This window comes from Jezberella montanilacus (assembly GCF_003003055.1).
In the GTDB taxonomy this organism is placed as follows: Bacteria; Pseudomonadota; Gammaproteobacteria; order Burkholderiales; family Burkholderiaceae_B; genus Zwartia; species Zwartia montanilacus.
The window spans coordinates 77,299-100,217 of sequence record NZ_PVTV01000017.1 but is presented as its reverse complement, the minus strand read 5'-3'; the positions used below and the strand labels follow the sequence as shown (position 1 = coordinate 100,217).

Annotated in this window: 22 protein-coding genes; 1 reads left to right on the top strand and 21 read right to left on the bottom strand. The window is 50.5% G+C overall.

The window, feature by feature from the left end; genetic code table 11:
• Window positions 1-6 precede the first annotated feature (6 nt).
• From dnaG to ndk, 18 genes are all read right to left on the bottom strand, one after another.
• Window positions 7-1,878 carry a DNA primase gene (dnaG, locus tag BCM14_RS13610; RefSeq protein ID WP_106228596.1) on the bottom strand — a complete coding sequence of 624 codons (1,872 nt, stop codon included), beginning with the start codon at window positions 1,876-1,878 and terminating at the stop codon, window positions 7-9.
• Between the two features lie 52 nt (window positions 1,879-1,930).
• A complete protein-coding gene (gene rpsU / locus BCM14_RS13605) occupies window positions 1,931-2,143 on the bottom strand; it encodes a 30S ribosomal protein S21 (protein WP_106228595.1) in 213 nt (70 codons plus the stop codon).
• A gap of 132 nt (window positions 2,144-2,275) precedes the next feature.
• Window positions 2,276-2,797, bottom strand: a complete 522-nt coding sequence (locus BCM14_RS13600; RefSeq protein WP_106228594.1) for a phosphoribosyltransferase — start codon at window positions 2,795-2,797, stop codon at window positions 2,276-2,278.
• Window positions 2,798-2,807: 10 nt separating this feature from the next.
• Entirely contained in the window at window positions 2,808-4,103 is a 1,296-nt protein-coding gene (locus tag BCM14_RS13595) for an adenylosuccinate synthase (RefSeq protein WP_106228593.1), read from the bottom strand.
• Window positions 4,100-5,260, bottom strand: a complete 1,161-nt coding sequence (locus BCM14_RS13590; protein ID WP_106228592.1) for an ATP phosphoribosyltransferase regulatory subunit — start codon at window positions 5,258-5,260, stop codon at window positions 4,100-4,102. Before BCM14_RS13590 ends, BCM14_RS13595 begins: the two co-directional genes overlap by 4 nt.
• Before the next feature lie 9 nt (window positions 5,261-5,269).
• Complete coding sequence (gene hflC, locus BCM14_RS13585; protein ID WP_106228591.1) at window positions 5,270-6,142, bottom strand: protease modulator HflC; 873 nt, start codon at window positions 6,140-6,142, stop codon at window positions 5,270-5,272.
• A gap of 11 nt (window positions 6,143-6,153) precedes the next feature.
• A complete protein-coding gene (gene hflK / locus BCM14_RS13580; protein ID WP_106228590.1) occupies window positions 6,154-7,434 on the bottom strand; it encodes an FtsH protease activity modulator HflK in 1,281 nt (426 codons plus the stop codon).
• Window positions 7,409-8,506 carry a GTPase HflX gene (gene hflX, locus BCM14_RS13575; protein ID WP_106228589.1) on the bottom strand — a complete coding sequence of 366 codons (1,098 nt, stop codon included), beginning with the start codon at window positions 8,504-8,506 and terminating at the stop codon, window positions 7,409-7,411. The genes hflK and hflX overlap by 26 nt, the downstream gene beginning before the upstream one ends.
• Before the next feature lie 80 nt (window positions 8,507-8,586).
• Window positions 8,587-8,841: an RNA chaperone Hfq gene (hfq, locus tag BCM14_RS13570; protein WP_106228672.1), complete on the bottom strand. Its 255-nt coding sequence runs from the start codon at window positions 8,839-8,841 to the stop codon at window positions 8,587-8,589.
• Between the two features lie 176 nt (window positions 8,842-9,017).
• Window positions 9,018-10,088, bottom strand: a complete 1,071-nt coding sequence (gene hisC / locus BCM14_RS13565; RefSeq protein ID WP_106228588.1) for a histidinol-phosphate transaminase — start codon at window positions 10,086-10,088, stop codon at window positions 9,018-9,020.
• 2 nt (window positions 10,089-10,090) lie between these two features.
• Complete coding sequence (der, locus tag BCM14_RS13560) at window positions 10,091-11,494, bottom strand: ribosome biogenesis GTPase Der (RefSeq protein WP_106228587.1); 1,404 nt, start codon at window positions 11,492-11,494, stop codon at window positions 10,091-10,093.
• 3 nt (window positions 11,495-11,497) lie between these two features.
• Window positions 11,498-12,661: an outer membrane protein assembly factor BamB gene (gene bamB, locus BCM14_RS13555; protein ID WP_106228671.1), complete on the bottom strand. Its 1,164-nt coding sequence runs from the start codon at window positions 12,659-12,661 to the stop codon at window positions 11,498-11,500.
• 5 nt (window positions 12,662-12,666) lie between these two features.
• Window positions 12,667-13,302, bottom strand: coding sequence for a YfgM family protein (locus BCM14_RS13550; RefSeq protein ID WP_106228586.1), 636 nt, complete (start codon window positions 13,300-13,302; stop codon window positions 12,667-12,669).
• 7 nt (window positions 13,303-13,309) lie between these two features.
• On the bottom strand, window positions 13,310-14,599 hold the full coding sequence (gene hisS / locus BCM14_RS13545; protein ID WP_106228670.1) for a histidine--tRNA ligase: 1,290 nt from the start codon (window positions 14,597-14,599) through the stop codon (window positions 13,310-13,312).
• Between the two features lie 85 nt (window positions 14,600-14,684).
• On the bottom strand, window positions 14,685-15,941 hold the full coding sequence (gene ispG, locus BCM14_RS13540; RefSeq protein ID WP_106228585.1) for a flavodoxin-dependent (E)-4-hydroxy-3-methylbut-2-enyl-diphosphate synthase: 1,257 nt from the start codon (window positions 15,939-15,941) through the stop codon (window positions 14,685-14,687).
• Complete coding sequence (locus tag BCM14_RS13535; RefSeq protein WP_106228584.1) at window positions 15,938-16,450, bottom strand: helix-turn-helix domain-containing protein; 513 nt, start codon at window positions 16,448-16,450, stop codon at window positions 15,938-15,940. Before BCM14_RS13535 ends, ispG begins: the two co-directional genes overlap by 4 nt.
• Complete coding sequence (gene rlmN / locus BCM14_RS13530) at window positions 16,447-17,616, bottom strand: dual-specificity RNA methyltransferase RlmN (protein WP_106228583.1); 1,170 nt, start codon at window positions 17,614-17,616, stop codon at window positions 16,447-16,449. Before rlmN ends, BCM14_RS13535 begins: the two co-directional genes overlap by 4 nt.
• Before the next feature lie 29 nt (window positions 17,617-17,645).
• Window positions 17,646-18,071 carry a nucleoside-diphosphate kinase gene (gene ndk / locus BCM14_RS13525; protein ID WP_106228582.1) on the bottom strand — a complete coding sequence of 142 codons (426 nt, stop codon included), beginning with the start codon at window positions 18,069-18,071 and terminating at the stop codon, window positions 17,646-17,648.
• 142 nt (window positions 18,072-18,213) lie between these two features.
• Here ndk and BCM14_RS13520 point away from each other — a divergent pair, with 142 nt between their 5' ends.
• Window positions 18,214-21,087 (top strand): valine--tRNA ligase, encoded by a 2,874-nt coding sequence (locus BCM14_RS13520; protein WP_106228581.1) that lies wholly within the window; start codon window positions 18,214-18,216, stop codon window positions 21,085-21,087.
• 23 nt (window positions 21,088-21,110) lie between these two features.
• Here BCM14_RS13520 and trmD read toward each other — a convergent pair whose 3' ends face one another.
• The 3 genes from trmD to rpsP are packed head-to-tail and all read right to left on the bottom strand — an operon-like array spanning window position 21,111 to window position 22,787.
• The gene (gene trmD, locus BCM14_RS13515; RefSeq protein WP_106228580.1) at window positions 21,111-21,857 is read right to left on the bottom strand and encodes a tRNA (guanosine(37)-N1)-methyltransferase TrmD; all 747 of its coding nucleotides are present in this window, start codon (window positions 21,855-21,857) and stop codon (window positions 21,111-21,113) included.
• A gap of 30 nt (window positions 21,858-21,887) precedes the next feature.
• Entirely contained in the window at window positions 21,888-22,508 is a 621-nt protein-coding gene (rimM, locus tag BCM14_RS13510) for a ribosome maturation factor RimM (protein WP_106228579.1), read from the bottom strand.
• 18 nt (window positions 22,509-22,526) lie between these two features.
• On the bottom strand, window positions 22,527-22,787 hold the full coding sequence (rpsP, locus tag BCM14_RS13505; RefSeq protein WP_106228578.1) for a 30S ribosomal protein S16: 261 nt from the start codon (window positions 22,785-22,787) through the stop codon (window positions 22,527-22,529).
• Window positions 22,788-22,919: the final 132 nt, after the last annotated feature.

Genomic DNA, 22,919 nt, shown 5'->3' with positions numbered 1-22,919 from the left:
ACTGAATTACCTAGCTTTGCTCGGACTATTAAAGCTAATTAGACGGGTGATCCTTCGGGAAAGTTCCTGATATTTTTGAGAAAGTTGTAAATTATTTTCACCCGAGGCAATGAGCTCGTTTTGTTCTCGCTTTAAATTATCGATTTCAATGCGCCGCAAAGCGTCCTCCCACTCCGATTCAGGGTGTGGCAATTCGTCTTGAGCCATCACGTCCGCGCTAACAGAAATAAGCAATGCTTCAAGATCAGAGCCAGATTCCGCAGCTTGAATTAAGGCGCCAACATGTTTTGCACGCGTTTTTTGAATCAAAATAATCAAATCAAGAACCATGTCAAGGTTTTCACCTTGCTCAAGCACATCGAGTTGCTGATCTCCCATACCTTCAGCCAGAGCAGGATGAGCAAGAAGCAAACCAAGCAATCTCAACGCCAAAGGAGTAACTGACCGTCTACTGGACCGAGCAAATGCCTGCCTCCGTATATTATTTCTGCCCGTCTCCCTCGGACGACTGGGAGCGGCGTGCACTGAATCCTCTTGTCCCACTTGCCCTTGACTGACAGAGAGTGATGCTTGATCGTCCATTGCAGGTGCACTCACTAGCAGATTGGTAAGTTCTTCGGGTGTCAATTGCACCATTTTGGCTAGTTCATTGTGCAACTGCACCTTAACCGCAGACTGGGGAATCTGAGCAAGCAACGGTTTGGCTTCAAACACCAATCTTGAGCGTCCTTCGACCTCTTTGAGCGGGAAGCGGTCAGCTAACTCGTTCAAGAAAAAAGTGGATAGCGCATCAGACTCTTTAATACATTCACGAAAGGCTTCCGCGCCGAACTGCCTTATATAGCTATCTGGATCATGTTCTTCGGGTAGAAATAAAAACCGAATCGATATGTCGTCACGTAAAAGAGGCAAACACGTCTGAAGCGCTCTCCAGGCAGCCCTGCGCCCTGCCTTATCCCCATCAAAGCTAAAAATGATACGGTCGCTTGAGCGCAGCAGTTTCTGAATGTGCATCGGTGTCGTTGCCGTGCCAAGTGTCGCAACGGCATTGCCAACACCTAACTGAGCGAGCCCGACCACATCCATGTAGCCCTCCACCACAATGATGCAGGCTTCTTTGCGAATGGCAGCTTTAGCTTCAAACAGCCCATAAAGCTCCTGCCCTTTTGAAAACACTGGAGTTTCGGGCGAATTTAAATATTTGGGCTCCCCTTTGCCGATGATCCGGCCACCAAATCCGACTAATTCGCCTTTTGTATTACGAATGGGAAACATCACCCGTTCGCGAAATCGGTCATATCGCCGCCCGTCGTCAGATTGAATGACGAGGCCTGACTCAACGAGGATAGGATCGGAATAAGGTGAGAACACAGTGGACAGCGCTTGCCGGTCTGCACTGGCCCAGCCCAACCCAAATTGTTTTGCAATCTCGCCGGTTAGCCCGCGTTTCTTCAGGTAAGCGATAGCCTCAGGACTCTTGCGCAACTGCTGCTGGTATAAGTCTTGCGCGCGTTGCAATGCCAAAGTGTGTTGAGAAATTTCTTCTCTGCGTTGCGCACGCTCAGCATCGTGTTTGGCGGATCGTTGCTCTTGAGGCACCACCATCCCAGCACTCGCGGCAAGCGAATTCACCGCCTCAGGGAAGCTGTAACCGGAATGTTCAATTAAAAAGGTGATGGCACTACCATGGGCGCCGCAACCAAAGCAGTGATAGAACTGTTTTGCTGGACTAACGGTAAATGAAGGAGATTTCTCGTTATGAAAAGGGCATAAACCAATGAGGTTTATGCCACCTTTTTTCAACTGCACATACCGCCCGACTATATCCGCAACATCTATGCGGGCGAGGAGATCCTGGATAAACGAATCTGGGATCACCGATCAGACCATCTGAAAACTGCGCGAGCGCCTTGCACGCAAGCGCAACAGATTAATAAAGTCTTGGGGGCAGTTGCTGACTACGAATGCGTTTGTAATGACGCTTAACAGCAGCGGCACCTTTACGTTTGCGTTCAGCAGTTGGTTTTTCATAAAACTCGCGAGCACGCAACTCGGTCAACAGACCGGTTTTCTCAATAGTGCGTTTGAAGCGGCGCAAAGCGGCTTCAAAAGGCTCATTTTCTTTCAGACGTACGATAGGCATAGGGACGCTGGTCTTTTATAAAGTAAAGATATTCAGGGATATTTCAAAACTGGATTCAAAACATTGTCAGCGTTGGATGACAATCACTTCAATGCAGTTAGCCTTAGATAATAGCATAAGTACGCTATTTTGTTAGCTATTCTGTGCCCCCATGCGCAAATCTTCTATGTTCATGTTGTCATAACGCTCAAATGGCTGGTGAATCCATGGGTCACTAGACAAATCGGCGACAACAAAATCCGGTTTAATCACAGATCGCTGTTTGCACCAAAGGCAGGCAGAGCGAATTTCGCTTATCCCAACATAGCGCTGTTTTAAGGATTCCAGAAGCGCGACGAGGGTATGACCGGTATCCGCGAGATCGTCAACTAGCAAAACACGGCCCGCTAAATCACCTTCCGTGCCTGCCATTGATGGTGATAGCACAAGGTCCTCTTGTAGGGTGCCTGCGTTTCCGCGGTAACTACTGGCAGACACAATCTCTAAAGGCAGCTGAAATACCCGAGATAAGACATCACCTACCCTTAAGCCACCGCGAGCGATCGCAACAATGCGGTCGAACTCCCACCCCGAAGCGTCAATCTGAAGCGCTAGCTTCTCAATAAGTTGATGGTACTCATCCCAATCAACCCAAAGATCTGTTTGCGTGGACATGACTGAGCGTTCAAGCCTTAAAAGGATGGCGAAGCAAGATGGTCTCGTTGCGGTCAGGGCCAGTCGACACCATGTCAATTGCCACCCCACAGACATCTGACATACGTTGTAAGTAACGCTGCGCGTTGATCGGAAGCTGATCGAACTGCGTCACCCCCACAGTAGATTCAGTCCAACCCGGCATTTCTTCAAGTACTGGTTCGGCGCGGGCAACAGCGGCAGCACCGTAAGGCAAGACATCCACGAACTGCCCATCAAGCTTATACCCGACACCAATCTGAATGGATTCAATACCATCAAGCACGTCGAGCTTCGTGATGCAAAGGCCGGAAATTCCATTTAAACGCACAGAGCGCTTGAGTGCGGCTCCGTCAAACCAGCCACACCGCCTTGGACGCCCCGTAACCGATCCAAACTCTTTACCAACTGTTGCTAAATGACTACCCACTTCATCATCAAGCTCTGTTGGGAAAGGCCCTGAGCCAACACGCGTTGCGTAGGCTTTCGTGATGCCCAGGACGTAGCTCAGGCTTTGAGGCCCGACACCAGCACCGGCTGAGGCAGCGCCCGCGACACAATTACTGCTGGTAACAAAAGGATACGTCCCATGATCAACATCAAGTAGCGCGCCTTGTGCCCCTTCGAACAGGAGATTTTGCCCAGCCTGCTGCGCCGCAAATAAATTCGAGCTAACGTCTTTCACCATCGGTGCGATCGCCGGTGCAAGCGCCATCGCTTGATCAAACACCTCTTGACCAGAAATAGCTGTTGCGCCGAGGTACTTGGTCAGCACAAAGTTGTGTAGATCAAGAACTTCATCAACCTTGTTACGAAAACCTGTGGGATCAAACAAATCTTGCACCCTTAAGGCACGCCGTGCGATCTTGTCCTCGTAAGCAGGTCCGATACCACGGCCTGTCGTCCCGATCTTTGCGTCCCCCCTCCTCGCTTCTCGCGCCTGATCAAGCGCAACGTGGTAAGGCAAAATCAACGGACAAATTTCAGAGATTTGCAGACGTTCGCGAACATTTAAACCGGAAGCTTCGAGTTCGGTAATTTCCTTGAGTAATGCCTCTGGTGAAAGCACCACACCATTACCGATGTAACAAATAAGATCAGCATGCATAATCCCAGAAGGGATTAATCGCAGGATTGTTTTTTTACCATTGATCCAAAGCGTATGCCCCGCATTATGACCACCTTGAAACCGCACAACTCCCTGGGCGGACTCTGCGAGCCAATCGACGATCTTTCCTTTACCCTCGTCGCCCCATTGCGTGCCAATGACTACTACATTCTTGCTCATACTTTCTCCACAGCCCACTGGCCGTTTCTGTTTAATAGTTCCCGATCAAACACAAATTCGTCATGATCAGCAAGTTCATCGGCAAACACTTGCACAACAATTTCACCCGATTTCCGCAAATCTTGCATTGCTTGGACTAGGCTGAGGTCGGATCCCGCTGGTGCTCGAATAGCGTTAGTCGCTCTGGCAGGCGCTAATCCACCTGCTAGTTTACGCAAATCCAGACTAAAACCGGTTGCGGGTCTTGAGCGACCAAAGGCCAGACTAACACCATCGTAGCGTCCACCACGCGCGAGAGCGTCATGCCATCCGGGTGCATAGGCCGAAAAAATCACCCCAGAGTGATACCCATAAGCGCCAACATCGGACAGATCAAGCCCCACGGAGGGGTCATTCAATTGCAACAACAATGACTCAAGGGTATCGAGGGCATCAGTCACCCCAGATAAAACCGGCAATACGTGGCGGGCTCTGGCAATTTGATCAATGCCACCGTATAACAAAGGAAGTTGCTCAAGAGCCTGCACTGTACTGAGTGCAACGGCCTCGATACCTTTAGACAGCGCCCTGATACCTGGTAAATCCTTGTCTTTGAGTAGCGTACTAATCTCATCCGCGCGACGCAGAGCGTTTGCATCGGTCTCAATAAGCGCCCTGACCAAGCCCGCATGACAGAGATCCAGCCTCAAGTTATGTATCCCGGCCAGACGGATGCTCTCAAGCGCGAGACGCACAATCTCAACGTCAGCTTCAAGACCAGCGTATCCAAAAATTTCTGCGCCAATTTGCAACAGTTCACGACTGGCCAGCAGACCTGCAGGTTTGGCGTGCAATACTGGGCCGCAATAGCAAAGTCTTGTGACACCGTCTCTATTCAACAGGTGAGCATCTATCCTGCTAACTTGCGGCGTCATATCTGCACGCACACCGAGTGTGCGCCCAGACAATTGATCAACGAGCTTGCTTGTACGCAAGTTGAGATCTGAGTCTGATCCGGATAAGAGGGAATCGATGTACTCCACCAATGGCGGTGCAACCATTTCGAAGCCGTAGGTTCGAAACAAGTCGAGCAACGCTCGCCGCAACTCTTCAATTCGGCGAGCTTCGGCGGGCAAAACATCCGCTAGGCTCTCGGGCAATAACCAATGACCTTTCATGCTTGATTTCTATTTAGCGGCAGGGTTTTTAAGAAACTTGAAAAATTCGGAACTCGGATCGACAACCATCAAATCGGTGGATTTACCAAAGGCCGCTTTGTACGCCTCAAGGCTTTTGTAGAAACTGTAGAAGCCCAGATCTTTGCCATAAGCCTGTGCGTACAGCGCCGCTGCTGAGGCATCCCCCTGGCCCATGATTGCTTGAGCACGACCGTAGGCTTCAGCGACAATTTGTTCGCGCTGTCTATCGGCTTCAGCCCTAATTTTTTCGCTCTCTGCGGCACCAATTGAACGAAGTTCGTTGGCAACACGCAGACGTTCGGACTCCATCCGTCTAAACACAGATTCAGAAATTTCCGGAGCGAATTCAATACGTTTTAATCTGACATCAACGATACGAACGCCCAAGGATTCGGCTCGCTTTGCCACGTTCGTCAGCACTTCAGACATGATCACATCACGTTCAAGTGAGACGACATCTTTAACGGTACGGATGTTCACCGATGCATTCAATGCATCACGAATCTGTGCCTGTAGCCGCTCACGAGCCGCCCTCTCATTCCCACCAAAAGTAATGTAATAGAGTCGTGGGTCAACAATGCGCCATTTGACATAGGAATCTATCAAAAGGTTTTTCTTTTCCGAGGTCTGAATTCTTTCGGCGTCTTGAGCATCAATCGACAACAGGCGCTTATCCAGTGTCACCACGTTTTGGAAGGGTGGTGGTAATTTAAAATACAAGCCGGGCTTGTCTATGACTTTCTTGATCTCACCTAGCGCAAAAACGATCCCGTAGTCACGCTCACGCACGATGAAAACCGTACTCGACAGCACACCTAAGAGCACACCAAATAACACAACAAGAGGCAAAATACGTTTCATGTTGTAGCCCCTTATCTGTCAGCGCGATCGCGCGAGATGTTGTTCGTCATACCAGACGATTTCGGTGATGGCTTATTTGCCAGCGGGGCAAGCTGCATAGCACTGCTGCCAGTCGACCCTGATCCCGTCGATGTCAAGCCTGTACCGTCTCTGGCAACCTGCTGAGTAAGCCTATCAAGCGGCAGGTAGATCATCTGATTACCGCCAACATCCACCAACACCTTGTTAGCGTTGACGTAAAGCTGCTGCATCGTCTCAAGGTATAAGCGCTGCCGCAAGACTTGTGGTGCCTTAGCGTATTCGGTTAGAACGCTGTTGAAGCGAGCCGTATCACCCGTTGCGTCTCCGATTACTTTCGCACGATAACCTTCAGCTTGCTCAAGCATACGTGATGCTTGCCCCCGAGCCATTGGTACGACTTGATTGGCGTAGGCCTGCCCTTCGTTAATCTGCCTCTCTCTATCCTGACCCGCCTTCACTGCATCATCAAACGCAGACTGGACCTGTTCAGGAGGTTGAACGTTTTGAATCGCGACACTACTCACTTGAATGCCCGTTTCATAACGATCAAGAATTTGTTGCATTAGGTTCTGAACTTCACCAGCCACAGCAGTCCGACCTTCATACAACACGAAGTCCATTTTGCGACCACCAACAACCTCACGCATAGCGGCCTGAGCGGCCTGCCGAGCCGATTCGTCTGGGTCTTTGCTTCTGAACAAATATTGTGGCGCACCATCTGCTCGCAAACGATACTGAACCACAAACTGAACATCAACAATGTTCTCGTCGTCAGTCAACATCAAGGCTTCTGGCAGTACACGATTGCGGGTATTACCCCTGAAGCCAATTTCAAATGTTCGCAGTTGTGAGATGTTCACAATTTCGTGGGCTTGAAACGGATAAGGATAACGCCACTGAAAGCCAGCGGGTACAGTCACGTTGTACTTTCCGAATTGAGTGACCACTGCCACTTGACCTTCTTGGACAATAAAAAAACCACTGATCACCCACAGCACAATTGCAACCGCGAGGATGACCCCTAAGCCAATTTTTGATTGTCGTGGCGTTGGACCCATCGAACCACCATCTGAAGGACCGTTGGGACGATTGGCACCGGGCCTTCGACCAAATAGCTTACTCAGTTTCTGGTTGAATTCCTGCCAAACCTGATCAAGATCCGGTGGGCCACCCTCTGAGTTTGGTCGCTTTGGGGGCTCGGCGTTGCTATTTTTCGAGCCACGGCCCCAGCCGGGGTCGTTCAGATTAAAGATTCTGCTGAATAATCTCATGGTTTTCCGGAAGTAAAGCTGATTGCGAAATTGCCTGACGCAATCCATCAAGTCCAACACGCTGTTGCGCGCAGACAAAAACACGGCAAATCGTACCATGCGCATCGGTCTCAACCCGCGGTTCAAGCCCAACCGCATCGATTTTGTTGTAGACCAAAATACGAGGCAGGTCACCAGCACCAATGTCCGTTAATACCTTATTCACTTCAAAAATCTGCTCATCACGTTGAGGACTCGATGCATCAACCACATGAAGCAACAAATCCGCATGAATCGCCTCTTCAAGCGTGGCACGAAAAGCAGCAATTAACGTTGGTGGCAAATCCCTGATGAAACCAACCGTATCAGACAAGGTGATTTGACCAGCACCTTCTATCCACACACGGCGAGTGGTGGTATCTAGCGTTGCAAAGAGCTGGTCAGCCGCATAAGCACCTGCCCGAGTAAGGCTATTGAAGAGCGTCGATTTACCAGCATTGGTATAGCCGACGAGCGAGACAGACATCGTGTTGCCCCTCGCGCGCGAACGGCGCTGTGTTGATCTTTGTCTCTGAACCCGGGCCAAACGCTCTCGCAACACTTTGACTTTCGCACCAATCATGCGCTTGTCCATTTCTAGCTGGGACTCACCTGGTCCCCGCATACCGATACCGCCGCGTTGCCGCTCGAGGTGACTCCACATCCGAGTTAATCGAGTTGACAGGTGCTGCAATTGAGCCAGTTCGACCTGTAACTTGCCCTCATGGCTCTGGGCCCTCAGCGCAAATATATCGAGTATCAGTGCGACGCGGTCGACCACCCGCAAGTTTAGTTGCCGCTCAAGGTTACGCTGCTGAGCCGGCGACAAATCCTGATCAAACAGAACGACCTCTATGTCAAGCTCTTCACAAATCAGCACCGCTTCTTGCAACTTGCCGGTACCGATGAAATAGGCCGCGTCTGGCCTTGATCGACGAGCGGTTAAAACCGAGACAACATTAGCGCCAGCGCCTTTTGCTAGCATAGCGAACTCTTCGGCATGCGCCTGATAGTCAGGCACGCCTAGATCGACACTAATAATTAGCGCACGCATCAATTCAAAGACTAATTAGATACTGGGGCGACATCTTCTCACCCCAATATCAGTCAAAACTAGGTTTATGCAAGCTACGATTATTCTTCGTCAACCGAAGCAACTGCCGCAGCTTCTGTGGGAAGCGAAACTGCTCTTGCTGGCACCACTGTAGAAATGGCGTGTTTGTAGACCATTTGTGTAACCGTGTTGCGCAGCAACACCACGTATTGGTCGAATGATTCGACCTGACCCTGAAGCTTGATTCCGTTTACCAGATAAATAGACACTGGTATGTGCTCTTTACGCAAAGCGTTCAAAAAAGGATCTTGCAAAGTTTGCCCTTTGTTGCTCATTGGCAGGCTCCGTTTGTTGTTGTTAGTGGACTTGGTTATCTTAATCAGCAACCACCACGATGTTACCACTCTACAGGGTTTTCCCCATACCACCAACTTGTTTTACGCTTACTTACAAATTGGATAAAGATGAATAGGAAGAAACGACTCAGCCCGACAAACGTTCAATCGAAAGCCTATCTTAGTATTTCAACAAGGTTGCGAAGCAGCAATTCAGTTTGATCATTTGTACCAACCGTAATCCTCAGATAATCAGTCAATCGAGGTTTATTGAAATGCCTAACTAAGATGTTTCTTTGACGCAATGCAACAGCGAGATCTAATCCGCTCATTTTGCTGTGTTTGGCAAAAACAAAATTCGCGGAAGATGGCAGCACTGTGAAGCCCAGATCTTTCAGGCCTCGTGACATCCTCTCGCGCGTCTTCACCACTGCCGTGCAGGATTGAACCAGGTACTCTTTATCTTCGATTGCTGCTGTTGCACCTGCTAGGGCCAGACGGTCTAGAGGATACGAATTAAAACTATTTTTGACACGATCCAGCCCTTCGATCAATTCGCGATGACCTACCGCATAGCCCACGCGCAGTCCAGCCAGCGAAGCCGATTTGGATAGCGTGTGCACAACGAGTAAGTTCGGGTACTTGTCAATCAATGCGACCGCGCTCTCGGCACCGAAATCCACGTAGGCTTCGTCAATCACCACAACGATATTGGGGTGCGAAGCAATAATACGTTCAATATCACTGAGCGCGTGCGATCGGCCTGTCGGTGCATTGGGATTGGGGAAAATAATCCCTCCGACATCACCAATCGCCGGGGGAAGAAAATCCGACGTTCTCATGCATAGATCATCATCGAGCGGTATGGTCCGAAATTCAATATCGTACAGACCACAATAAACGGGGTAAAAACTGTATGTGATATCGGGAAAAACCAAGGGTGCGTCTTGCTTCAAGAGTGCCTGAAAAGCATGAGCCAATACTTCATCAGACCCATTACCAACGAAAACCTGCGCGGCCTCAAGGGAGAACCGTTTGGCGATTGCTTCACGTAAAACTGTCGCACTTGGATCAGGATATAGACGCAAGCTGTCGTTAGTCGCTTCCTTAATCGCCTGGATCACTTTAGGCGAAGGGCCAAACGGATGCTCATTCGTGTTGAGCTTGACCAAGTTATCAATGCGAGGCTGCTCCCCGGGAATATAGGGATCAAGCCCGGCTACCACACTACTCCAGAAGCGGCTCATGGTTAATCGTCGACGTAAGGATTATGGGATGATTTAAATTCAATTCGCAACGGTGTGCCTGCGAGCTCAAAGGCGTCTCTAAAACGACCTTCAAGGTAGCGACGATACGAGTCAGGGATTGAATCCAAGGCACTACCGTGAATAATAATCAGTGGTGGATTTTGACCGCCCTGATGTGCATAGCGCATCTTGGGACGGAAAATCCCTTTTCGAGGTGGTTGCTGTTGTTCAACTGCTGCTTGAAGCTCGCGCGTGAGCTTAGGAGTAGATAACTTCGCAAAGGCCGCCGCGTGTGCTGAATTCACCGATCTCAAGACCGCGTTAACCCCCTGACCACGCATCGCCGAAATAGTGTGCACCCGGGCAAACGATAGAAACCTGAGCTTACGATCAAAATCACGTTGGACTTGCTCGCGCTGATCGGTATCTAAACCGTCCCATTTGTTGATGGCAACAACCAATGCCCGGCCAGTTTCAAGGATAAAGCCGGCGATATGGGCATCTTGTTCGGATACTTCTTGCTGCGCATCAATCATTAGCAGCACCACATTGCTAGCCTCGATAGCTTGCAAGGTTTTAATGACTGAAAACTTTTCGATTGCCTCAAACACTTTGCCGCGTTTACGCAGACCAGCCGTGTCGATAATTGTGTATTTCTTTCCGCCCCGGTCAAACTCAATTTCAATCGCGTCGCGGGTCGTGCCTGGCATGTCGAACGCAATGACACGCTCCTCACCGAGCAAGGTATTGATCAACGTCGATTTACCAACGTTAGGTCGACCAACAATGGCGAGTTTAATCCTGTGCTCGATGGGTAGCTCAACAACTGCATGATCCTCAACTGAATCCAACTCTGTTGGTTCGGCATCGTCAACTTGAAACTCGGGTTCATCAGCCAGGACAACGTCCCCTAACCCCTCTAGTGCTATGTCAACGAGATCAGCAACTCCGTCACCGTGGGCTGCTGAAATAGCGTACGGTTGACCCAGCCCCAACTCGTGAAACTCAGCCACTGCGCTTGTGTGGCGCATTCCTTCAGCTTTGTTGACACACAGATAACAACGTTGACCAGTTTTTCTAAGTAGCCGTGCAATATCGTGATCGTGAGCGCTAATACCTAGACGAGCATCAACCATGAAGATGACCACGTCAGCCTCAGCAATTGCTTGCTTAGTTTGCCTTGCCATTTCATGCAAAATACCCGTCTTGGCGACGGGTTCGAACCCACCGGTGTCAACAACAATAAAGGGCTTCTCGCCAACACGACCTTCACCATAATGTCGATCGCGCGTTAAGCCAGAATAATCAGCCACAAGCGCTGAGCGCGACCGTGTCATCCGATTAAACAGAGTCGATTTACCAACGTTTGGTCGTCCGACCAGAGCTATGACGGGTTTAAATGGCACGAGTTAATTCAACACTATCAAAGCAAGACTTCCGTTACCCAGTTGCAAAAGCATCCCCTGAGGCGTAATTTGCGGTGCGGTGATCATTGCATCCCCGCCCACCGCAATTCGACCTAGCATCTTGCCGTCGACGGCAGAAAGCACATGCAGATAGCCTTTGTAATCACCGACTGCAACATACTTACCGTTTGATACCGGCGTGGTTGGGCGTCGATATTTGAAACCATCTTGAGTCCAGGCTGGCGCACCATTCTGCAAGGCAAACGCGGTAATCACACCCTTTTGGTCACCGCTGTAGACGTTAGCTGTATCAACCGATACTCCGTTGGGGCTAGAAAAATCTTTAGCCCAAATTGGCCGCCCTCGCTGCGTGACATCAAAACATACCACCTTACCTTGATAGGATGCCGCACAAAGCAGTGGGCCAGCCAGAATCGGGCTACCGGTAATATCAGTCACCCGTTCTAAATCGGTTGATCCCTTAGCAGTGGCAACAATACCCTCCCATTGAATATCACCGGTTTGCATGTTCACCGCAATCATTTTTCCACCAGGGACACCGGTGATGAGCAAACCTTCAGCAACAATCATTTTTGACGTTGCACGCAGCGCCAACGCTGGGCCTGGGCGTTGAACGCTCCAGATTCGTTCGCCAGTTTGCGCATTGAAACCTTGTATTCGATAGTCACCGCTTCGCACAGCAACTACACCGTATCCGACTACTGGAGGAACAAATACGTCGCTCGTGGCCTTCGCACGCCACTTTTCCGCACCATTATCGTCAAGAGCAATCACCGTCCCATCGCTGGCTGCGACTGCTGTAATTGAGCCGTCACTGCCAGCACCCGCGGTAAGCTTCACATCGAGTTTTTGAAACCAGATGCGGGCACCATTACTGAGATCAAATTTACCTACTGATCCATCTGCGGTCGCTGCGTAAACACTGTCTTTCGTAACGGTGGGAGAGAAGCCAACGCCTGACCCCTCTCCGAGCGTTGCCTGCCAACCAATTGTTGCAGAAACGGCAGCGGGAAACTCTTTTAGCGGTGTAGGGTCGAAGCGACCATCGTCACCAGTGAAAACGTTCATCGCCCCGCACGCACTTAAAAGTGGCACAGCGCAAAGGATTGCCGAGCGTTTAAACCAACTAACTAATAAGGCGGACATAGTCATCAGACTCCGAGAGCATCTAGTTTTAATTTGACTAAAGAGGTCAGCGGGTTGGCTGGGCCAAGCAACTCGATAGCGTTTTGCCAAGCAGTTTTAGCCGGGGCAGTCTGTCCCAGTGCAAGCAAAATATCACCTCGCCTATCTGCGTAAATACCAGCGAAAGACTCAGGAGCATCATTGAGTAAAGCGAGTGCTGCGTCAAAATCTTTCTTATTTAACAGTACACCAGCCAATCGCAACTTTGCCACAGGAACCAAAGCACGATCCCCGGAACGGATAACCCATTCAAGTTGAGCTTGGGCTCCCGTCGAGTCCTTGCGTGCTTCAAGTGCTGTAGCGGCAATCAAGGCACCGCGCGTTGCGTACTCTGTTTTGGCGTAGTCGTCGCGTAGCGTTTTCACCGCAGCAGTAATTCGCGCAACCGATTCGTCACCCGTTTGTTGGGCGGCTGCCTCTTGGAGCGCCTCAAAATAACCACGGGCTTGGCCAGCCTGATGAACTTGGTACCACTGCCATCCGCGCCACGCAGCCATCAGCGATAGGGCAAGGATAAGAATCGCCATCAGCGTGTTGCCATACTTAGACCACCACGCACGCAGCTGATCAATTTGTTCCTGTTCTTCGAGATCGAGAGCCATACTCGTATTAAACCTTATCTTTCAAAAATGAAATGAGATCATCCAGTGGAACACTATGCTGAGATGTCTCACCTTGCTGAGGATTCGATCTAAGCATTTTGACCGATGCGACCCCTGCTGCTAATTCGTCGCCTGCAAGGATAACCGCAATTGATGCAGCGCTTGAGTCGGCACGCTTAAATTGAGACTTAAAACTGCTTGATCCAGGATGCACCACCACTGAAATACCTGCATCCCGGATATTTTCAGCCAGTACGGCGGCTCGTCTCTGAGCATCTTCGCCCTGATGAATAATATAAACAGAACATTCGGCTTGCTCAATCTGCGGTTGAAACTGGCCCCATAAATCAATCAATCGTTCGACACCAATGGCAAAGCCGACTGCAGGAGCAGGTTTACCACCAAGCAACTCAATCAGTCCGTCATAGCGACCACCGCCGCATACTGTTGCCTGAGCACCCAATTTATCGGTTATCCACTCGAAAACGGTCAAGTTGTAATAATCGAGCCCTCGTACCATTCGCGGATTGATCTGGTACGCAACGCCCGCGTCAGATATTCGTTGCAGAACGCCGTCGAGGTGCGTGCGTGATTCGGTGCCCAAATAATCAGATAACTTGGGCGCCGCCTCAGCCATCTCTTGAAGCGCTGGGTTTTTGGTGTCAAGAACGCGCAAGGGATTGGTATACATGCGACGCAAACCATCCTCGTCCAAAATGCCTTTGAACTTCTCGAGATGAGCGATGAGAGCCTGCCGGTGAGCAGCTCGCTCGTCACCTTGACCGAGCGAGTTGACCTCAAGCTTCAAGTCATTGATGCCAAGCATTTTCCATAAGCGGCTGGTCATCACAATCAGCTCAGCGTCAACATCAGGGCCAGCTATTCCCAGCGCTTCGACGTCGATTTGATGGAACTGTCGGTACCTGCCACGCTGAGGCCTTTCATGTCGAAAGACTGGGCCCATGGCGTAGACTCGATGCGGGCGGTCGTAGAGAAGATTGTGCTCAATCGCGGCTCGCACCATCCCAGCAGTGAATTCTGGACGCATGGTCAACGACTCATTATTCAGGGCATCGGTAAACGTGTACATTTCTTTTTCAACGATATCGGTCACTTCACCGATACCTCGTGTGAACAAGCGAGTGTGTTCGAGTATCGGTGTTCGCATATTGCGATAACCGTATATACGCAGCCATTCTCGAACGATTCCCTCAAGCTCGTTGATTCTATCCGCAGCACTGGGCAATGCATCATTCATGCCTCGAATGGCACTGACTTTGTTGAACGCTTGTGTCATTTTTTCCATTTAGTGATCCGCCGCAGGCAACCTGAAGGGCTGCGCGCAGCAGATTTGATTCCTTGCTGATCGGCGCAGAGGCGACTCAAGTTGATGTTTCGATCATTCCGTAGCGTCGGGCAACATATCGTTCCACGATTTCCTGAAACTCTTCGGCGATATGATCGCCTTTGAGCGTCACTGTCCGCTCACCATCCACAAATACCGGCGCGGAGGGCACCTCACCCGTCCCAGGCAGGCTAATTCCAATATCAGCATGCCGGCTCTCGCCCGGGCCATTCACAACACAACCCATCACAGCAACATTCATAGACTCGACACCCGGGTACCGGGATTTCCAGTTTGGCATTTGATTTCTCAAATAAGTCTGGATTCGATCAGCCAGTTCTTGAAACACCGTACTGCTAGTGCGACCACAACCCGGGCAAGCTACAACCATAGGTGTAAACGCCCTCAAACCCATTGTCTGAAGGATCTCTTGAGCAACAATAACTTCTTTCGTCCGATCACCACCTGGTTCGGGGGTGAGTGAAATTCGTATCGTGTCACCAATGCCCATCTGCAGCAACACCGACAACGCGGCCGTGGATGCAACAATACCCTTGCTGCCCATACCCGCCTCGGTTAAACCAAGATGCAAGGGATAATCACAACGAGCAGCCAGGTCTCGGTAAACCGCAATTAAGTCCTGCACGTGGCTGACCTTGCACGAAAGAATAATCGAATCGGCGGGTAATCCCAGCTCTTCAGCCCGTTGAGCATTGCTGATGGCAGAGACAACCAGAGCATCTCGCATCACTGCCCTCCCATCGCGGGGTGAGCTTGATTGACTGTTTGCATCCATCATCTTGGCCAACAGTTCTTGGTCGAGGCTACCCCAATTCACGCCGATACGAACCGGTTTGTTATGACGGCACGCAACCTCAATCATCTGTGCGAAATTATCATCCCGCTTTTTACCACCGCCCATGTTCCCAGGATTGATTCTGTATTTCGATAATGCTTCAGCACAATCAGGAAATTGCGTCAATAACTTATGACCGTTGTAGTGAAAATCACCCACTAGCGGGACATAGATACCCATTCGATCCAGATGCTCGCGGATCGTCGATACCTCTTTTGCGGCCTCAGGGGTGTTAACAGTGATCCTGACGATTTCAGAACCAGCGAGCGCAAGTTCTTTGACCTGAATCGCGGTTGCAACCGGATCAGCAGTATCCGTGTTTGTCATGGATTGCACAAGAACCGGTGCGGTACCGCCTATCGTCACTGAGCGACCTCCCCAGGCCAAGCGAACCGACCTAGTTTGATGTCTAAGTGCAACGCCAATCTCTTGGGTCATTTCACTAGGGCTCCCAGCCAGTGCGGCAATAAGGCTTTAGGAATAATCCCCTGCGAGATGGCAATCGCTACAGCGGCCACAACCACAATGCCGATTAACGCCAACCAGCCAACTGACGATTGCTGGGTGCGATCAGTTTCATGGGTAGCCAGCGAACGTGTTGACGTGTGATTCGCGATGCCACCTCGGATCACGCCGATACGATCCTTGAGCGCGTCCTCTGCTGGCTGTGCATCCGCCCCGAGCAGGCGGGTATAGCTTTTAATTAAGCCTCGTAATGCCAGGCCAGAGGGCAGATCATCCCAGTGATCCGACTCAAGCGCTTGAATAAACCGCACTGAATACTTTATTCGTGCAGAGACATCTTCGATGGTTAATTTCTGGGATAGTCGTTTCTCGGCTAACGCCTGTCCAATCGACAACGAGGCTTGAACGAGCACCGGTGGCTCGGTTATTGAGTCCATCGTGGGCACAGATTGCTGGGGTTGATCGAGGTCTGCCTCAGTCACGTCCGAATCTCCTTAATGGGAATAGACAGCTTAGCTGCTTGTTTTTCATGTAAGCGAGTGCGATCTTTTACTTGTCCGGCCAACTGACCGCAAGCCGCATCGATATCATCACCACGAGTCTTACGAATAGTTGTGACAAGGCCCGCATCTAACAATCTTTGCGAAAACAGTCGGATCCTTGAATCCTTTGACCTCAGTAATCCTGATTCAGGAAAAGGATTAAACGGGATCAAATTGAATTTGCAGTGCAATCGCCGACCTATCTCGACGAGCTGCCTAGCATGTTCATCAGTGTCATTCACGCCATCCAACATCACATACTCGAAAGTAATGAAGTCCCTCGGAGCGAACTCAAGGTAGCGCTCACACGCAGCAAGAAGTTCGGCCAGCGGGTATTTTTTATTAAGAGGGACAAGCTTGTCCCGAAGCTCATCATTTGGAGCGTGCAATGAAACAGCTAGTGCGACCGGGCAATCTTGAGACAATCTGTCCATCATGGGCACAACGCCCGAGGTCGAGACAGTCACACGGCGACGCGAGAGACCATAGGCATTATCGTCGAGCATGAGTTTTAGCGCAGGAACCAAGGCATCGTAATTAAGTAAAGGCTCTCCCATGCCCATCATCACGACATTACTAATGAGCCGCTTGTCTTGCTGAATATCCAGAGGCGCAGGCATTTGATCAACTGTTGTTAAGCGAACTCCTTGACCTGCTTCGCGAAGCTTGACGCCCGCCCACCAGAGTTGTCCAACGATTTCTGCCGTGCTCAAGTTTCTGTTGAATCCTTGATGCCCTGTCGAGCAAAAGCGACAGTTGACCGCGCACCCTGCTTGGCTTGATATGCAGAGCGTGCCACGGTCGTCTTCGGGAATAAAAACAGACTCAATCGCATTACCGTGACCGACATCAAACAACCATTTCCTGGTGCCATCAGCAGAAACCTTATCGCTGATGACATCCGGTGCCTGAATCACACAATCTTGACTTAGCTGAGCCCGGAAATCGCGTGCCAGATCAGTCATAGCATCAAACTGACCGACCCCGCGCTGGTGTATCCACCTTTGAACTTGCTTGGCTCTGAAAGGTTTGCCACCCCATTGCGCAACAAGGCTGGTCAGCGACGAGCCATCCAACCCGAGCAAGTTAATGGGATCAGCGCGCATCTTGACTGTGTCACGGTCAGTAGCGATGTTTAGCGACTGTGAACGTTAATACCGGGGAAGAAAAAGCCGATTTCAACAGCAGCTGTCTCGGGAGCATCCGAGCCGTGAACAGCATTAGCATCGATGCTGTCTGCGAAATCTGCACGAATCGTACCTTTTTCAGCTTTCTTGGGATCCGTTGCCCCCATCAAATCACGATTTTTCAGAATCGCGCCTTCACCTTCGAGTACCTGAACAAACACAGGCCCAGAAATCATGAAGTCAACCAGATCTTTAAAGAATGGGCGAGCACTGTGCACAGCGTAAAAACGCTCAGCGTCAGCGCGCGACAGTTGCATCATGCGAGCAGCGATTACTTTCAAACCGGCGGACTCGAAACGGGCAACGATTTGACCGATTACGTTCTTAGCAACGGCGTCGGGTTTGATGATCGATAAAGTGCGTTCTGCAGACATAAAAACTCCAATAAATCTCAATAAAAACAGGGGCTTTGCGGATAACTACGATAGCCTTGTATTCTAGCATGCCCGTTCGCGCGCCTAACCACTAAAATAATGGTTTCGCTCAAGCAGTAATCAGTTTTCTCGGAAATCCTTAATGAATCAAAAGAACGATACCCTGGCCAGTGAACTTTCAAAGAGTTTTGAGCCAGCTGAACTTGAATCACGCTGGTACGCAGAGTGGGAGCGACGCGGCTATTTTGCTGCAGGTCAGCACGTCAAGCCCGGCACAAACGGGGCCAGCACCTACGCAATTCAGTTCCCTCCCCCAAATGTTACGGGGACGTTACATATGGGCCACGCCTTTAATCAAACAATCATGGATGGCTTGATCCGCTATCACCGTATGCTGGGCGACGATACAGTATTTGTGCCTGGTACCGATCATGCGGGCATCGCCACGCAGATCGTCGTAGAACGGCAGCTTGATGCTCAAAAGCTCTCCCGACATGACCTGGGACGCCCAGCGTTTGTCGAGAAAGTATGGGAGTGGAAACAACAATCGGGCAATACGATTACGAGTCAGGTGAGACGGCTTGGTGCTTCGGCTGACTGGCCGCGCGAATATTTCACCATGGACGACAAGATGTCCACGGGAGTCGTAGAGACCTTTGTACGCTTGTTTGAGCAGGGCCTGATCTATCGAGGTAAGCGTCTCGTCAATTGGGATCCGAAGTTATTGACAGCCGTTTCGGACCTTGAAGTCCTATCCGTGGAAACCGACGGGCACCTCTGGCACATTCTTTACCCTTTTGTCGATGGGCCACAAGAAATAACACTCGAGGACGGCACGACAGAAACCTTGCGCGGCTTGACAATTGCGACCACTCGGCCAGAGACCATGCTGGCGGATGGCGCGCTCTGCGTCCATCCGGACGACTTGCGCTATAAGCACTTGATTGGCAAGATGGTTGATTTGCCCTTATGCGATAGACAGATCCCCATCATCGCGGATGATTTTGTTGACCAGGCTTTTGGTACCGGCTGCGTCAAAATAACTGGCGCCCATGACTTTAACGATTATGCCTGCGCGCAAAGGCATAACTTGCCGTTGATCGTCATTTTCACGCTGGATGCAAAGATCAACGAAAACGGCCCAGTGCAATTTCAGGGGCTTGATCGCTTCAAAGCTCGTGAAGCGGTCGTCGCCGAACTTGAAGCCACAGGTTATCTCGTCAAAGTTGTTGCCCACAAGATGATGCAACCGCGAGGCGATCGGACACAAGAAGTGCTTGAACCAATGCTTACCGATCAGTGGTTTGTTGCGATGAGCAAGCCAGCCCCGGATGGCACGTTGAATCCGGGTAAAAGCATCACTGAAGTGGCTCTCGATGTTGTCGCACGGGGCGAGGTCCAGTTTTATCCACAAAACTGGACAACCACCTACAACCAGTGGCTAGAAAATATCCAGGATTGGTGCATATCCCGACAACTCTGGTGGGGTCATCAAATCCCTGCCTGGTACAGCGAGGATGGACAGGTGTTTGTGGCCCGATCCGAGGCTCAGGCGCTCGAGCAAGCAAGAGGCGCTGGTGTTCAAGGCAAGCTCACGCGTGATCCAGACGTGCTGGATACGTGGTTTTCGTCCGCCTTGGTTCCCTTTACGACAATGGGCTGGCCCGAACAGACCAAAGACCTGACGCGCTACTTACCCTCAAGTGTGCTGGTCACGGGCTTCGACATCATCTTTTTCTGGGTTGCGCGCATGGTCATGATGACCACGCACTTGACCGGTCAGGTGCCCTTCAAGCATGTCTACGTTCATGGTTTGATCCGGGATGCTGAGGGTCAAAAGATGAGTAAATCCAAGGGTAACACCCTGGATCCAGTGGACCTGATAGACGGGGTTGATCTTGAAACATTGGTGTCTAAACGCACGCATGGCCTGATGAACCCAAAACAGGCCAGCAGTATTGAGAAATCCACACGCAAGCAATTTCCCGAGGGGATTGCAGCGTTTGGCGCCGATGCACTCAGATTCACCATGTCTGCTTACGCCACACTTGGGCGAAACATCAACTTCGACCTCAAACGTTGCGAGGGCTATCGCAATTTTTGCAACAAACTCTGGAACGCCACCAAATATGTACTGATGAACACAGAAGGCACAGACCTTGGCGAGGCAGACAACGCAGCAGCAAGCTTTGCTGATCGCTGGATTATCAGTGCGCTTCAGCAGCTTGAGTACGATGTCGCAAAAGGGTTTACTGACTATCGCTTCGATAATATCGCCAATGCGCTGTATCACTTTGTCTGGGACGAATATTGTGATTGGTATCTTGAACTGTCCAAAGTACAAATTCAACAGGGATCACCAGTGCAACAGCAGGCGACTCGTCGAACGCTCATTCGTGTATTGGAGGCGGTGCTTCGCTTGATGCACCCCATCATGCCCTTCATCACCGAAGAGTTATGGCAGAAGGTTTCGCTGGTGGCGGGAAAAAGAACTGCTGAGGAAGTCACGAGCATTTCAATACAGGCTTTTCCACAGGCCAACTTAGATAAAATTGACATGGCGGCAATTGCTCAGATGGATAGGCTCAAAGCCGAAATCGAAGCGATCCGAGCACTACGCGGTGAAATGAATCTATCGCCTGCCGCACGGGTGCCTCTGTTTGCTCAAGGGGCAAGCGAACAGCTCTCTCAACACGCACCTTATCTTGCTGCACTCGCCAAGCTCTCAAGCGTTGCTGTGGTCGACGTTTTGCCGGATGACGGCTCCCCTGTCCAGGTTGTCGGTGACACGCGGTTGATGTTGAAAGTCGAAATTGACCTGGTAGCAGAGAAAATTAGACTAGAAAAAGAAATCAATCGATTAGAGACTGAAATCGCAAAAGCTCAAGCAAAGTTAAGTAATGAAGGCTTTGTCGCTAGGGCACCGGTAGCAGTGGTCGATCAAGAGCGACTGCGTATCAGTCAGTTCTCAGAAACACTTGAGAAGGTCAGATCTCAATATCTAAAACTTGGCTGAGTGATGATCTGCCAAATCAGCGTCTAGTGGGTCAGGGACTCGAGGAACACCTCATCCTGTGGGGATAGGTCTCCTCTGGCTCGTGCGGCTGTAATCAGATCGGGTCTGATTTTAGCTGTAAGGGCCAAGGACTGCTCTCTGCGCCATCGGGCTATTTTTGCGTGATTGCCCGAGGTTAATACCTCAGGTACTTTACTGTCACCGAGCGTCTCGGGTCGTGTGTAATGAGGGCTATCCAGCAAACCTGAGATTGATGGTTGAAACGAGTCCTGCAACGAAGAATTACCGTCATTCAGAACACCAGGCATGAGGCGCACGGCCGCATCAATCATGGCCATCGCTGCAATCTCGCCACCTGACATGACGAAATCCCCGAGAGACCATTGTTCATCAACGTACTGATCAATAAAGCGCTGATCAACGCCTTCATAGCGTCCACAGACGAAAATGACGCCCTTTGATGCAGCCAGGCGCGCTGCTGCAGTCTGACCAAACTGTTTGCCCGTGGGTGATAGCAAAATAACTGGCGATTGGGCTCGCTCTTGGTTAATTGCATTTAAGGTTCTGATGAGTGGCTCTGCCATCATCACCATACCTGGTCCGCCACCATAAGGGCGATCATCGACCGTTCGATGGACATCTTGGCAATAGGTTCTTGGGTTGTGAGAATGCAAAGACCAAATACCCTGTGCATGGGCTCGGCCAGTCACACCATAATCGCGGACACCGGCAAACACATCAGGAAACAAAGTGATGACATCAATGCGCATGGCAAGGCATCTCTTGATTAATCTAGAATTTCAAAAATCCAGTGGCCAGTCAGTATCAATTTTCTTTGCCTGAATATCCACGTGCTGCACGTAGGCTTCAACAAAGGGCACCAGAATCTCTGACACTTTACCTTTTTCGTCTAGAAGTGGCTCTTGAGGGTCGAGCGCAATTAATCTCTGGACGCGAAGAATTGCGTGCGCACCATTATCAAGCACTTCAGACACAACGCCTATCAGCGCTTGCGTGCCAGTCTCGTAGACAAAACATGACTCAAGGTCAACCCAATAGTATTCGTCACCCGTTGCAGGCGGGAACAGTGCCTTTGAAACATGGACAGTACAACCGACCAAGGACTCTGCCTGGTCGCGATCATCGACGGAACCTAGCTGGGCAACGACTGTAGCCCCTTGCGTTCGAGATGTTACGACTTTGTATTGAACGGCTGGCAGCAGATCATTCGAGCCAGTCGTAGCAGAACGTTTTGCAGGGGCAACAGGTCTGCGCAACCACCAACTATTGGCTTTGCGTAAAACGTCAGATTGCGAAGAATGAGGCTGGATTTTTACCCAACCGCGCACGCCATAACCAGAAACAATACGACCCAGCTCGACCAGATCGCTTGGCGCAGTTGATGCGCCCTGCTCAGGCATAGCCCTTGCCTGATTCAATTAAGCCGCTGTTGCGACTTTAGCCGAGTAGTCTTTTACCAACCGAGCAACGGCGGGCGATAATTGCGCACCGTTAGTCGTCCAGTAACCAACGCGATCAAGCGCGATACGCAGACGCTCTTCGTTTGCATTGGCAACGGGGTTATAAAAACCAACACGCTCAATGAAACGACCATCGCGACGATTACGCGAATCGGTTGCAACGAGGTTATAAAAAGGACGTTTTTTCGACCCGCCGCGGGCCATACGAATCACCACCATAGGTAATCCCTCTATAAAATTTATGAGTGAATGTATCGTTTAGTGACTTTTTTGCCACGATCCAGCAACAGCGCTTTAATCACCGAAGCCAAAATTTACACAACAAAAGACGTGCGACTAAAAGATGCAACA